The following is a 13,450-nucleotide window of genomic DNA, read 5'->3' on the forward strand; positions in this document are numbered from 1 at the left end:
GCAAGTGCCTAAATGACACTTTTTTATTCGACCGGCTGTTTGTCACAGCCGGCCGAATCCGCATTGAAAATCAAGGCTCTTCGTCGCCGCCGACGTCAAAGCCCAGTTCATCGTCTTCATCTTCGTCCTCTTCGAGGAACACATCGGCGTCATCGTCGCCCAGGTCTTCCTCGACTTCGACGTCGACATCATCGGTCTCGGGGATGTCATCATCGACGCCTTCTTCGGCATCGGCTTCCTCGAGCGAGACGATCACCGGTGCGGTGACGTCTTCGATTTCCTCTTCGACTTCATCTTCGTCATCGGCGACCTTGCGGGCCGAGGCGGCAACCGCGGCGGCCTTGGCGGTCAGCGCCTGCTCGAAATAGGAGCGGGGATAGCTCTTGCCGGTATAGGGCGAGACGATCGGATCGAGGTTGAGGTCGTAGAACTTTTTCCCGGTTTCGGGGTCGGTACGCTTGGTGCCGCGTTCGGAACTGGCCATCGATGTTCCTTTTCGTAGGGTTTTGGGGGCGTTTCGGCCCGTGTTCGGTCAGTCCGGTTATGGGCAAACCCGGGTCCTGTCAAACCGAAAATGTGGAGAGCTGGGCTGCAGTCCAATGGGGTGATGGCAATCGGGCGGGCGCGCATGCTAAGCCCAAGCCGCCCATGACCGACAAAAGCCAGAGCCCCGCCCCGCTGACCGCCCACGGCGCCGACCCGCTGACCGGACGATTTGCCGTGCCGGGCGACAGCGTATTGGCGGCGCGTGCGCTGCTGGTGGCGGCGCTGACAGTGGGCCCCAGCACGCTGATGGGCATGCCCGAGAGCGGCGCGCTGGCGGCCCTGGCTGAGGCGCTGGAAGCCCTGGGCGTGGTGATCGGCCGCGACGGCGGACGCTGGACAGTGCGCGGGCTGGGCGTGGGCGGGTTGTTGGCCCCAACGGCGCCGCTGGCGCTGGGTGGGCTAGGGCCCATGGCTGGGCTCTTGCTCGGGGCGTTGGCCAGTCAGGACATGGATTGCGCGGTGACGCAGGGCGCGGACGTACCGGACGCTGTGCTGACGGCGTTGGGGCGCATCGGGGCCGTATTGGTGCCGGGCGCGGATGGTGCAGCGATCTGGCGCGGCGCCATGTTGCCGCTGCCGATCACGACGGACTTTGAGGTGGCCGATGAGCTGGTGCTGTCGGCCTTGCTGCTGGCCGCGGCGCAGATGCCGGGGCTGAGCCAGCTGCGGGCGCCGGCGACGCTGCTCAACCATACGGAAAACCTGCTGGCCGGCTTTGGCGCCGAGATCAGCGTGAGCGAAGAGGCCGACGGCAGCCGGCTGATCCGCCTGCGCGGCGCGCAGGAACTGGCGCCCAAGATCGTGACCATTGCCGGCGATCCCACGCTGGCCGGCTTCGGCCTTGTCGCCGGGCTGATCGTGCCGGGATCGGAACTGGTGGTCGAAGGCGTGCTGGTCAATCCGCTGCGGACCGGGCTAATCGATGCCCTGCTGGAGATGGGCGGGGACATTGCCTTCACCAACCAGCGCGAGGTGATGGGCGAGCATGTGGCCGATCTGCGCGTGCGCTCGAGCTTTTTGCGCGGGCTGGCGGTGGATGCCGAGCGGGCGCGCCTGCTGGGAGACGATGTTGTCGCGCTGGCAATGGCCGCGAGCTTTGCCGAGGGCGACACAACGATTGCCGGGCTCGATGGCACGGCGCTGGGCACCGCGTTGGCGGCCGGGCTCACCGCCAATCGCGTCAAGGCGCGGCTCGAGGGCGGGCGGCTGGTGATCTCTGGCGAGCGCAAGGTGCCGGGCGGCGGCGCGGTGTCCAGCCAGGGCGATGCGGCGCTGGCCATGGGCTTTGCCGTGCTGGGGCTGGGCAGCAAGAACAAGGTGGTGATCGAGGATGTCACCGCCATCGACAGACAATTTCCGGGGTTCGTGCAGGCCATGGCGGCGCTGGGCGGGCACTTCCCAAGTCTCAAGGGGCGCTAGAGCATGATCATTGCCGTGGACGGACCCGCCGCATCGGGCAAGGGCACATTGGCCACGGGCCTGTCGCGCCATTATGGGCTGCCGCATCTGGACACGGGCCTGCTCTATCGCGCCGTGGGCTGGGCGGTGCGCGATGCGGTCGACACGCCGGCCTTCGAGGCCAAGGCCATCGCGGCGGCGCAGGGGCTCGACGCCGTGCACCTCAGCGACACCGCGACGCTGACCAGCGCCGAAGCGGGCGTGCTGGCCTCCAAGGTGGCGGTGATCGAAGGGGTGCGGCAGGCGCTGTTTGCCTTTCAGCGCGGCTTTGCCGCCCAGCCCGGCGGCGCGGTGCTCGACGGACGCGATATCGGCACGGTAATTGCGCCCGATGCCGATGTAAAGCTGTTCATCCAGACCGACAGCAAGGCGCGCATGGAGCGCCGGGCCCGGCAGCTCGAAGCGCGCGGCCAGGTGGTTGACCGCTACGCCCTCTATCACCAGATCGAAGAGCGTGACGCCCGGGACATGGCCAATCCGCATGGCGGCTTTTACAAAGCGGCGGACGCGCACTTGCTCGATACGACACTTCTCGATATAGAAGCCGCACTCCGCGCAGCCATCGCGATTGTCGATGGGACCATGGCGCGCAAGGCAGGGCAAACGCCCTAAATCCAACCTTGCGCTGACCCGGCCCCGACAATCAGCCTTCAGCGTAGCCAGGCGGACTTATACAATTTCATCGCCGTTTCCGAACGGGCCCCGTGTACCGGCTGCTGATGATGTCAGCAGGCGGGTCTCGTTTCTGGCGATGCCAACCCCCAACCACCGGTACGACTGGAGAAGACATTTGGCACAGCAAACTGTGACGAAAGAAGACTTTGAATCGCTGCTGATGGACTCGTTCGTTGACAACGAGCCTTTGGAAGGCGCCGTCGTCAAGGGTACGGTCGTTGCGATCGAAAAGGACCTGGCGATCATCGACGTTGGTCTCAAGACCGAAGGTCGTATTGCGCTCAAGGAATTCGGCCAGGCTGGCCGTGACGGCACCATCAAGGTGGGTTCGGTCGTCGAGGTCTATGTGGACCGCGTCGAGAACGCTGCCGGCGAAGCCGTGCTGAGCCGCGAGAAGGCCCGCCGTGAAGAGAGCTGGGTCAAGCTCGAAGTCATGTACAACAACAACGAGCGCGTTGAAGGCACCATCTTCAACCAGGTCAAGGGTGGCTTCACCGTGGACCTGGAAGGCGCCGTGGCCTTCCTGCCCCGTTCGCAGGTGGACATCCGTCCGATCCGCGATATCGCACCGCTGATGAATGTGCCGCAGCCGTTCCAGATCCTGAAGATGGACAAGCGTCGCGGCAATATCGTCGTGTCGCGTCGTGCTATCCTCGAAGAGTCGCGCGCCGAACAGCGTTCGGAGATCGTGCAGCAGCTCGAAGAGGGCCAGGTTGTCGACGGCGTGGTCAAGAACATCACCGACTACGGTGCGTTCGTTGACCTGGGCGGTATCGACGGCCTGCTGCATGTCACCGACATCGCATGGCGTCGCGTCAACCACCCGTCCGAAGTGCTCACGATCGGCGAGACCATCAAGGTCCAGATCGTTCGCATCAACCACGAGTCCCACCGTATCTCGCTGGGCATGAAGCAGCTGCAGGCTGATCCGTGGGAAGGCATCGAGGCCAAGTACCCGATCGAGGCCAAGTTCACTGGCCGCGTCACCAACATCACCGACTACGGTGCTTTTGTTGAGCTGGAGCCGGGCATCGAAGGCCTGATCCACGTGTCCGAGATGAGCTGGACCAAGAAGAACGTCCACCCCGGCAAGATCGTTTCGACCTCCCAGGAAGTCGAAGTCGTCGTGCTCGAGGTCGATCCCGACAAGCGTCGTATCTCGCTGGGCCTCAAGCAGACCCTGGCCAATCCGTGGGAAAGCTTCGCCGAGAAGTTCCCCGTGGGCGCTGTCATCGAAGGCGAAGTCAAGAACAAGACCGAATTCGGCCTGTTCATTGGCCTGGACGGCGATGTCGACGGCATGGTTCACCTTTCGGACCTCGACTGGCAGAAGTCGGGCGAAGTGGCCCTGGAAGACTACAACCGCGGTGACATGGTTCAGGCCAAGGTCCTCGATGTTGACGTCGAGAAGGAACGCATCTCGCTTGGTATCAAGCAGCTGTCGACCGGCGAAGTCGCCGACACGGCCGGCACCGAAGGCGGCATCCGCAAGGGTTCGATCGTCACCGGCACCGTGACCGAGGTCAACGATGGCGGCATCGAAGTGCGCATCGCCGACAGCGAGATGACCGCGTTCATCCGCCGTGCCGACCTGAGCCGCGATCGCAACGACCAGCGCCCGGAGCGTTTCTCCAAGGGCGAGAAGGTCGACGCTCGCGTCACCCAGTACGATCGCAAGACCCAGCGCATCCAGCTGTCGATCAAGGCACTGGAAATCGCCGAGGAAAAGGAAGCCGTGGCCAACTACGGTTCGTCCGCTTCGGGCGCTTCGCTCGGCGACATCCTGGGCGCTGCCCTCAAGGATCGCGACAAAGAGTAATCTTTGTTCGCTGCAATCGATCGGCCCGCGCTTCACAGCGCGGGCCTTTTGCTTTTTAAGGACAGCCATGAACAGCACCATTGCCTGGCGTCCCCTGACCGAACGCGACCTGCCCGCCGTGACCGAGATCGCGCGGCAGGTGCATCCGGATTTCCCCGAGGACGACGCGGTGTTCGCCGAGCGGCTGGCGCTCTATCCCGACGGCACGCAATTGCTCGAGATCGACGGGCTGGCCTCGGGCTATCTGCTCAGCCACCCCTGGCGCTATATGGACCTGCCGGCGCTCAATACGCTGCTGGGCGGCCTGCCGGCGGATGCCGACACCTATTATGTGCATGATCTGGCGCTGATGCCCAAGGCACGCGGCACGGGCGCGGCAGCGGCCATTGTGGGCGCCATCCTGCGGCACGGGCGGGCGCAAGGCTTGCCGACCACCAGCCTGGTCGCCGTCAATGGCTCGGTGCCCTTCTGGCACAAGCATGGCTTTCGCGCCGTCAAGGCGCCCGAACTGGCCGAAAAGCTCGAAAGCTACGAGGCCAGCGCCCGCTTCATGGTCAAGCCGGCCTGAGGCAAGACGCCCCGGGCGGGCCGCTTGCCAAACCGCCTGGGGCGGACTAGCCCATAGGGCCAATTGTCCCGGAGCCGGCCATGACCGACCACGCCCCCACTGACCCCCATGCTGTTATCGCGGCGGAGCGCTTTCGCACGTCGCGCGGGCTGTGGCGGGTGCTGGCCTTTATCGCGCTGGCGCTGGCGGTGATCCTGGGGCTGGGGCGCTTTGGCCTGCCGCAGGCAAGCGGGGACCATATTGCGCGACTGGTGATCGATGGCACGATTGCCACCGATCCGGCGCGGCTGGCGGCGATCAATGCGCTGGCCGAGGATGACAGCGTCAAGGCGGTGATTGTGGCGATCAATTCGCCGGGCGGCACTACGGCGGGCGGGGAAGAGCTCTATGAAGCGCTGGGCCAGCTGCGGGCGGCCAAGCCGACCGTGGCGGTGATCAAGGAGCTGGGCGCCTCGGCGGCCTATATGACGGCCATTGCCACCGACCGCATCTTTGCGCGGCGCCTCTCGATCGTGGGCTCGATCGGCGTGCTGTTCCAGCATGTCAACGCCGGCAAGCTGCTCGACACCATCGGGGTGGATTTCGACAAGGTGGCCTCGGGGCCGCTGAAGGCCGAGCCGGATTTTGACGAGCCGATGGAGGGTGCGCCGCGGGCGGCGATTGCCGCCCTGGTGGACGACAGCTTCCAGTGGTTCGTCGATATTGTGGCGGAACGCCGCGGGCTGGCCCGCCCGGCGGCGCTAGCGCTGGCCGACGGCCGCATCGTCACCGGCCGCATGGGCATCGACGCCGGGCTGATCGACGCCATTGGCGGCGAGCTGGAGGCTATTGCCTGGCTGGAAGACGAGAAAGGCGTGCCCAAGGACCTTGATGTGCACACCGCCTGGCCGCGGCCGGAGACCGGATTTGACCTGGTTGGCACCATACTGGGTGGTCAGGCCAAGAGCCTGCTTGGCCTGGCCGATGGCGCCATGCCGCTTGACGGCCTTGTCTCGCTTTGGCAGGTTGGACCAGCCTCATGAACCGGCGAGGCAAAACGACTGCGATCGGGAGACCAAGATGATCAAATCGGAACTCGTCGAGAAGCTTGCGGCAGAGAACCCGCATCTGTTCCAGCGCGATATCGAGAATATCGTCAACGCCATCCTCGATGAGGTCGGCGACGCCATGGCCCGGGGTGACCGGGTGGAGCTGCGCGGCTTCGGGGCCTTTTCGGTGAAGAACCGCCCGGCCCGCGTCGGTCGCAATCCGCGCACTGGCGAGCAGGTGGATGTGGGCGAGAAATACGTGCCGCAGTTCAAGGCCGGCAAGGAAATCCGCGAGCGGCTGAACCGCTCGTAACGGGGCCAGGGCTCCATAGGCAACCATAGGCATGGTCAATAAAATCGTCGGCTGGATCGTCCTTGTTCCATTGAGTGTGGGGCTGATCGTGATCGCCCTGGCGAACACCCATCTGGTGGCCATCAACTTCAACCCCTTCGCGAAAATTGACACCACGGCCTTGCCCGGCTTTGGCGTGCCGCTGTTTGTGGTGCTCTATGTGGTGCTGCTGGTGGGCGTGCTGCTGGGCGGCACGGCAACCTGGTTTGCGCAGGGTCATCACCGCCGCCGGGAAAAGCACTGGCGGCGCGAAGCCCATCTGCTCAATGAAGAGCTCAAGGGCCTGCGCAAGACGCAGCGCCAGAGCACACCAAAAACCGAAGTCGACGATCTGCTGGAGCTGCGCTGAGCACCCCCATGGCCGACCCTATTGTGATCAAGATCTGCGGCATCAAGACCCCCGAAATCCTGGAGGCTGCCATTGCGGCAGGCGCCGATATGGTGGGCTTCATGCATTTTGCGCGTTCGCCCCGGCATGTGTCGATTGAAGACATCGCCACGCTGATTTCCGAAGCCCGCGGGCGGGTGGAAACCTGCGTGGTGCTGGTCAATCCCGACAATAGCTGCGTGGCCGAGGTGGCGGCGCTGGGCCCGGACTGGATCCAGCTGCATGGCCCGGAAACGCCGCATCGCGTGGCGGCGATCCGCGCCGAGGCGGGTGTGGAGATCATGAAAGCCATGCCCATCGGCAGCGCCGAGGACGTGGCCCATGTGGCCGGCTTTGCCGAGGTGGCAGACCGGCTGCTGCTCGACGCCAAGCCGCCCAAGGGCGCCGACCGCCCTGGCGGGCTGGGCGAGACCTTCGACTGGGGCCTGCTCAAGGCGCTTGACCCTTCCATCCCCTTCATGCTTTCGGGTGGGCTGACGCCTGACACCGTTGCCGACGCCATCAAGACCGTGCGCCCGATGGGGCTGGACGTGTCCTCGGGGGTGGAAAGCGCGCCGGGCGTAAAAGACAAGCGGTTGATCGAAGCGTTCATCCGAAACGCCCGCGCCGCCGTATAAGACATTCGCCCCTCCCCAATCGGGGAGGATGGCCGCAACGGGCCAGGTGGCAGACGCGCCACCGCACAGGCCCTGGCCAGACCCTTGTTGGCGTTCAGCATCGCCCTGCCCCGCCGGGCCGGATGATCGGACGCCAGAGCATTCTTGAGGCAGACGTGGACACCACCGGTATCAATTCGCTGCGCAACGGCCCGGACGACGACGGCCGGTTCGGTATTTTTGGCGGGCGCTTTGTCGCCGAAACGCTGATGCCGCTGATCCTGGACCTGGAGGCGCATTATCGCGCGGCCCAGGTGGATCCGGCGTTCAAGGCCGAGCTCAATGACCTGTCGGTGCATTATGCCGGCCGGCCGAGCCCGCTGTATTTTGCCGAGCGGCTGACCAAGCACCTGGGCGGCGCCAAGGTGTGGTTCAAGCGCGAGGAGCTCAACCATACCGGCAGCCACAAGATCAACAATTGCCTGGGGCAGATCCTGCTCGCCAAGCGCATGGGCAAGACGCGGGTGATCGCCGAGACCGGCGCGGGCCAGCATGGCGTGGCCACGGCGACGGTCTGCGCCAAGTTCGAACTGCCCTGCACCATTTTCATGGGCGCCACGGACGTGGAACGGCAGATGCCCAATGTGCTGCGCATGAAGATGCTGGGCGCCGAAGTGCGCCCCGTCACGGCCGGCGCCGGCACGCTCAAGGACGCCATGAACGAGGCGCTGCGCGACTGGGTGACCAATGTGGACAGCACTTATTACCTGATCGGCACTGCGGCGGGCCCGCACCCGTATCCCGAAATGGTGCGCGACTTCCAGTCGGTGATCGGCACCGAGATCAAGGACGAGTTTGCCCGCACCCAGGGCAAGCTGCCCGATGCGGTGGTGGCCTGTGTGGGCGGGGGCAGCAATGCCATCGGCACCTTCCATGCGTTCCTGGACGATCCTGACGTCAAGCTCTATGGCGCCGAAGCGGGCGGGCACGGCATCGACGTCGAGAACGGCCATGCCGCCAGCATGACCGGCGGCCGCCCGGGCGTGCTGCATGGCAACCGCACCTATCTGCTGCAGGACAAGGACGGGCAAATCCTCGAGGGTCATTCGATTTCGGCGGGCCTGGACTATCCCGGCGTGGGGCCGGAACATGCGTTCCTGCACGACAGCAAGCGCGTGACCTATGCGCCCATCACCGACACCGAGGCGCTCGAGGCCTTCCAGCTGTGCACGCGGCTTGAAGGCATCATCCCGGCACTGGAATCGGCGCATGGGCTGGCGCAGCTGATGAAGGTGGCGCCCAGCATGGACAAGGACCAATCGATCGTGCTGTGCCTCTCTGGGCGCGGCGACAAGGACGTCGAGAGCGTCGGTAAATATCTGGGGCTGCTCTAGTCATGACCACGCGTATCGATACTCGTTTTGCCGCCCTCAAGGCTGAGGGCCGCCCGGCCCTCGTCACCTATGTGATGGCGGGCGACCCGGACCTGGCCACCGGCCAGGCTATTCTCGAAGCCCTGCCGCAGGCGGGCGCCGACATCATCGAATTGGGCATGCCGTTTTCGGACCCGATGGCCGATGGCGTGGCCATCCAGCTGGCGGGGCAGCGTTCGCTGGCTGCCGGGCAGACGCTGCGCGGCGTGCTGGGCATGGTGGAAGACTTCCGCCGCAAGGACGAAACAACGCCCATCGTGCTGATGGGCTATTACAACCCGGTCTATAGCTTTGGCGTCGAGGCCTTTGTGACGGCGGCCAAGGCCGCTGGCGCCGATGGGCTGATCATCGTCGACCTGCCGCCCGAAGAAGACGACGAACTCTGCCTGCCGGCCATGGCTGCGGGGCTCAATTTCATTCGCCTGACCACGCCGACCACCGACGACAAGCGCCTGCCGGCTGTGCTCAAGAACAGCTCGGGCTTTGTCTATTATGTCTCCATGACCGGGGTGACCGGGGCGGTGATCAAGTCGCGCGGGGCGGTGGGCGATGCGGTGGACCGCATCAAGAGCCATACCGACCTGCCGGTGGCGGTTGGCTTTGGCATCAAGACCGCCGAGGACGCCGCCGAGATCGGCAAGCATGCCGACGGCATCGTGGTGGGCTCGGTGCTGGTGGACGCGGTGGCGCGCTCGCTGGTGGACGGCAAGGCGACCGACCAGACCGTGGACGCCGTGCGGACCCTGGTCGCCGAGATCTTCAGCGGGGTGAAGCGGGCGCGGGGCTAGTCCCCCGCTGTCCACAGGCCGATGGCGGCGCCCTTTGCGCTGATGGCGCCACCCTGATAAGAATTGCCACAATTCTAGCTTAGGTGGCCTCAGCGTCACCGCACGAGGCCTGCCATGAACTGGATCGACAACTTCGTCCGCCCCAAGATTCGCTCCATTCTCGGCACCAAGCCGACCATTGCGGAGAATCTGTGGGTCAAGGACCCCGAGTCCGGCGAAATGGTGTTCTACCGGGACCTTGAGGCTAATCAGTGGGTGGTGCCCAATTCGGGCTATCACATGAAGATCAAGCCGGTGGACCGGCTCAAGACCTTCCTGGATGACGGCGCCTATGAGCTGGTGCCGGTGCCCTCGGCCCCGGCTGATCCGCTGAAATTCCGCGCGCAGAAGCGCTATGTCGACCAGCTCAAGGAAAACCGCGCCAAGACCGGCTATGATGACTCGGTCATTGTGGCGACCGGCAAGCTGTTTGCCCGGCCGGTGACCGTGGCGGTGCAGGATTTCGACTTCCTCGCCGGCTCGCTGGGCATGGCCGCTGGCCAGGCCATCATCACCGGGCTTGAGACCGCTGCTGCCCGCAAGACGCCGTTCGTGCTGTTCGTCGCCTCGGGCGGCGCGCGCATGCAGGAAGGCGTGCTCAGCCTGATGCAGATGCCGCGCACCACCGTGGCCGTGCTGCGGCTGCGCGAGGCCGGCCTGCCATTCTTTGTGGTGCTGACCAACCCCACCACCGGCGGCGTGACGGCATCCTATGCCATGCTGGGCGATGTGCACCTGGCCGAGCCGGGCGCGGTGATCGGCTTTGCCGGCGCCCGCGTGATCGAGCAGACCATCCGCGAAAAACTGCCCAAGGGCTTCCAGCGTTCCGAATATCTGTTGGAGCACGGCATGGTGGACATGGTGGTGCATCGGCACAATCTGCGCTCGACCATTGGTTCGCTCGCCGCGATCCTGACCAAGGCGGATGCGCCCGAAGCGCTGACCAGCGCGATGAGCCCCAGTGTGGTGCGTGGCACCAGCCTGCGCGACGCCGCTGTTGCCGCCGAAGGCGATGACGCGGACCTCGGCGCCATGCCAGCGGCAGCGCACGCCGAATAGCTCCTGCGGCGGAACAGCCTTTACGGCTGTTTAACACCCCTGACCTACCGTGCTGGAAAGCTGCACGACAGTCGCATTGGCGCGGCCGGTTGTTTGTTGGCAGCAGCAGGGGTCATTTCATGTCGATCTTTTCGCTTCCAATTGCCCGCAAACTGCCTCTGGCACTGCTGGGCAGTGCGTTGCTGGTCAGTTTGGGCGTGGGCATCGGCAGCTATATGATCGGCAGCCAGGCCCTGCGCGGCGCGGCCGAGACCAATCTGATGACCCTGGCCAGCGAGCGCGCGTCCGCGGTCTCCACCTATCTGAAGTCCGTGCGGGACGATCTGGTGTCGACCTCGCGATCGGAGGCCACCGTGCAGTCGCTGCGCGATTTCGGCGGCGCCTGGCTGCAGTTCAAGGTCGACCCGACCGCTGAAGTGCGCAAGCTCTATGTCGATACCAATCCCAATCCGGACAATCTGGCGGCGCTGGAAACGCTGGGGACGACGGGCGCCTATGACGCGACCCATACCCGCTTCCATGCCGGCTTCCGCAATACCATTGCGGCACGCGGCTATCGCGACCTCTATCTGTTCGATCTCAAGGGTTTCCTGGTCTATTCGGTGACCAAATCTGCCGATTTCGGCACCCGCTTTGCCGAGGGTGGCCCGTTTGAGACCACGACGCTGGGCGCTGTGGTTACGCAGGCGCTGGCCATCGAGAACCCCGACGACATCGCCTTTGCCGATTTTGCCGCCTATGGGCCGGCGGGCGGGCTGCCGGCGGCCTTTTTTGCCAAGCCGGTGTTCAATGCCCAGGGGCGCAAGGTGGGCGTGCTGGCCATCCAGCTGCCATCAGAGCGGCTCGACGCCGTGGTGGGCGACCGCACCGGCCTGGGCGAGACCGGGGAAGTGCTGGTGGCCGGCTCGGATGGGCTGCTGCGCAATGATTCCAGCTTTACGCCCGACAATGACGCCATGGTGACCGGCTTTGCCGGCCCTGTGCTCAATACGGCACTGGCCGGCACGCGCAGCGAAGGCGAGACCAATAGCTATCGCGCCATGGACATGATCGTGGCGGCAGCGCCGATCACCACCCCGGGCCAGAACTGGGCGGCAGTGGCGGTGATGGGCAAGGACGAGATCCTGGCGCCGGTCGCCAATATGCGCAATCTGATGCTGGCGATCGGCGCGGGTCTATTGGCCGTGGTGGCGGCGCTGGGCCTGATCTTTTCGCAGCGCATTACCCGGCCGATCACCCGCCTGACCGGCACCATGGAAGCGCTGGCCAAGGGGCAGCTGGACATCGAAGTGCGCGGCGCCGACCGCTCGGACGAGCTGGGCGCCATGGCGCGGGCGGTGGAAGTGTTCCGGGCCAATGGCATCAAGATGACGGAAATGACCGAGGCCGAGGCGGCCCAGATCATCCGCAGCCAGGCCGAGCGCGCGGCGATGATGACCGAGCTGCAGCAGGCCTTTGGCCATGTGGTGGATGCGGCCATTGCCGGCGACTTTTCCAAGCGCGTGGATGCGCGCTTCCCCGATGCCGAGCTCAATGCCCTGGCCGGATCGGTCAATGTGCTGGTGGAAACGGTGGACCGCGGGCTGGGCGAAACCGGCGAAGTGCTGGCGGCGCTGGCCGATACCGATCTGACGCGGCGCGTGCGCGGCGACTATGACGGCGCCTTTGCCCGGCTCAAGCAGGATACCAATGCGGTGGCCGAGAAGCTGGGCGAGATCGTCGGCCAGCTGCGCGACACCTCGCGGGCGCTCAAGCGCGCGACCGGGGAAATCCTCAGTGGCGCCAATGACCTTTCCGAACGCACCACCCGCCAGGCGGCCACGATCGAGGAAACCTCGGCGACCATGGAACAGCTGGTCAGCACGGTGCTGGGCAATGCCAAGAAGGCCGAGACGGCGAGCGTGCAGGCCATCACCGTGTCTGAAACCGCCGAAGCGGGCGGCGTGGTGATGGAGAAGGCGACCCAGGCGATGGAGCGCATCACGCAGTCGTCGACCAGGATTTCCAATATCATCGGGCTGATCGACGATATCGCCTTCCAGACGAACCTTCTGGCGCTGAATGCCTCGGTGGAAGCAGCGCGGGCGGGCGACGCCGGCAAGGGATTTGCCGTGGTGGCGGTGGAAGTGCGGCGCCTGGCGCAGAGCGCGGCCAGCGCCTCGGCCGACGTCAAGACGCAGATCGAGCAATCGGCCAGCGAGGTCAATAGCGGCAGTCGCCTGGTCACCGAGGCGGCCGAAAAGCTGGCCAGCATGCTGGACGGCATCCGCGGCAGCACGGTCGCGCTGCGCGCCATTTCGGACGACAGCCGCAAGCAGGCCAGCGCGCTCGAAGAGGTCAATATCGCCGTGCGGCAGATGGACGAGATGACCCAGCACAATGCCGCGCTGGTGGAAGAGACCAATGCCGCCATCGAGCAGACCGAGGCCCAGGCCAGCGAGCTCGACCGGATCGTTGACATCTTCACCATCGGCAATGCGCCGGCCAAGCCGGCCGCTGCGCCGGCGCCCTCGACCGCGACCGCGACAAATGTGGTGCGCGGCATGCAGAACAAGCTCAAGGCGGTGGCGGGCAATTACCTGCGCCGCGGCAATGCGGCGCCGGCCGAACAGGACTGGAACGAGTTCTAAAGCCCTGGCCCTGCCCAGACTGCAGCCCCGGCCCGTGCAACTGAGCATTGAGCCGGGGCAGAATCGGCGCT

At 65.3% G+C, this 13,450-nt stretch carries 13 protein-coding genes; 12 read left to right on the forward strand and 1 reads right to left on the reverse strand.

Annotated elements, in window-relative coordinates; translation table 11 throughout:
* Positions 1-70 precede the first annotated feature (70 nt).
* Entirely contained in the window at positions 71-484 is a 414-nt protein-coding gene (locus E8M79_RS01890) for a TIGR02300 family protein (protein WP_137150233.1), read from the reverse strand.
* Positions 485-648: 164 nt separating this feature from the next.
* Between E8M79_RS01890 and E8M79_RS01895 the strand changes: the two genes are divergently transcribed.
* The 12 genes from E8M79_RS01895 to E8M79_RS18525 all read left to right on the forward strand — a co-directional run bounded on the left by E8M79_RS01895 (position 649) and on the right by E8M79_RS18525 (position 13,379).
* A complete protein-coding gene (locus tag E8M79_RS01895) occupies positions 649-1,965 on the forward strand; it encodes a 3-phosphoshikimate 1-carboxyvinyltransferase (protein WP_171015669.1) in 1,317 nt (438 codons plus the stop codon).
* A gap of 3 nt (positions 1,966-1,968) precedes the next feature.
* Entirely contained in the window at positions 1,969-2,616 is a 648-nt protein-coding gene (locus tag E8M79_RS01900) for a (d)CMP kinase (RefSeq protein ID WP_137150235.1), read from the forward strand.
* A gap of 178 nt (positions 2,617-2,794) precedes the next feature.
* Positions 2,795-4,498, forward strand: coding sequence for a 30S ribosomal protein S1 (gene rpsA / locus E8M79_RS01905; RefSeq protein WP_137150236.1), 1,704 nt, complete (start codon positions 2,795-2,797; stop codon positions 4,496-4,498).
* A 67-nt stretch (positions 4,499-4,565) separates the two neighbouring features.
* Entirely contained in the window at positions 4,566-5,066 is a 501-nt protein-coding gene (locus tag E8M79_RS01910; protein ID WP_137150237.1) for a GNAT family N-acetyltransferase, read from the forward strand.
* Between the two features lie 80 nt (positions 5,067-5,146).
* A complete protein-coding gene (gene sppA / locus E8M79_RS01915; protein WP_137150238.1) occupies positions 5,147-6,088 on the forward strand; it encodes a signal peptide peptidase SppA in 942 nt (313 codons plus the stop codon).
* A gap of 37 nt (positions 6,089-6,125) precedes the next feature.
* Entirely contained in the window at positions 6,126-6,407 is a 282-nt protein-coding gene (locus E8M79_RS01920) for an integration host factor subunit beta (RefSeq protein WP_137150239.1), read from the forward strand.
* Between the two features lie 31 nt (positions 6,408-6,438).
* The gene (locus E8M79_RS01925; protein WP_137150240.1) at positions 6,439-6,795 is read left to right on the forward strand and encodes a lipopolysaccharide assembly protein LapA domain-containing protein; all 357 of its coding nucleotides are present in this window, start codon (positions 6,439-6,441) and stop codon (positions 6,793-6,795) included.
* Positions 6,796-6,803: 8 nt separating this feature from the next.
* Complete coding sequence (locus tag E8M79_RS01930) at positions 6,804-7,451, forward strand: phosphoribosylanthranilate isomerase (RefSeq protein ID WP_137150241.1); 648 nt, start codon at positions 6,804-6,806, stop codon at positions 7,449-7,451.
* 155 nt (positions 7,452-7,606) lie between these two features.
* Positions 7,607-8,824, forward strand: a complete 1,218-nt coding sequence (trpB, locus tag E8M79_RS01935; RefSeq protein WP_248304862.1) for a tryptophan synthase subunit beta — start codon at positions 7,607-7,609, stop codon at positions 8,822-8,824.
* Positions 8,825-8,826: 2 nt separating this feature from the next.
* Entirely contained in the window at positions 8,827-9,651 is an 825-nt protein-coding gene (trpA, locus tag E8M79_RS01940; protein WP_137150243.1) for a tryptophan synthase subunit alpha, read from the forward strand.
* Positions 9,652-9,765: 114 nt separating this feature from the next.
* Positions 9,766-10,749, forward strand: coding sequence for an acetyl-CoA carboxylase, carboxyltransferase subunit beta (gene accD / locus E8M79_RS01945; protein ID WP_137150244.1), 984 nt, complete (start codon positions 9,766-9,768; stop codon positions 10,747-10,749).
* Between the two features lie 119 nt (positions 10,750-10,868).
* Positions 10,869-13,379: a methyl-accepting chemotaxis protein gene (locus E8M79_RS18525; protein ID WP_137150245.1), complete on the forward strand. Its 2,511-nt coding sequence runs from the start codon at positions 10,869-10,871 to the stop codon at positions 13,377-13,379.
* The last annotated feature ends 71 nt before the right edge of the window (positions 13,380-13,450 follow it).

It is taken from the genome of Devosia sp. FKR38 (assembly GCF_005222805.1).
Classification (GTDB): Bacteria; Pseudomonadota; Alphaproteobacteria; order Rhizobiales; family Devosiaceae; genus Devosia.